This is a genomic window from Pseudoalteromonas sp. CR1 (genome assembly GCF_019392235.1).
Classification (GTDB): domain Bacteria; phylum Pseudomonadota; class Gammaproteobacteria; order Enterobacterales; family Alteromonadaceae; genus Pseudoalteromonas.
The window spans coordinates 1-260 of sequence record NZ_JAHXRM010000366.1; the positions used below are offsets into that span (position 1 = coordinate 1).

The following is a 260-nucleotide window of genomic DNA, read 5'->3' on the forward strand; positions in this document are numbered from 1 at the left end:
TGAGCAAGGACTGCTGAATCATGAAATTCGCCTACACCATCATCTACGTGCCGGACGTGGCTGCCTCACTGGCATTCTTCGAAAAGGCTTTCGGTTTCAGTCGCCGTTTCCTGCATGAATCGGGCACCTATGGCGAACTGGAAACCGGCGACACCACCCTCTCGTTTGCCGCCCATGCACTGGGCGAACTGAATTTCGACGGCGGGCACATAGAGGCGCATGCCTCCAGGAAGCCACTGGGCATGGAGGTGGGGTTCGTC

General features: G+C 57.7%; 1 protein-coding gene. It reads left to right on the forward strand.

Annotated elements, in window-relative coordinates:
- Positions 1–20: 20 nt before the first annotated feature.
- Positions 21–260 (forward strand): VOC family protein (locus tag KZZ04_RS19735; RefSeq protein ID WP_368735908.1); only part of this gene is annotated, 240 nt, incomplete at its 3' end.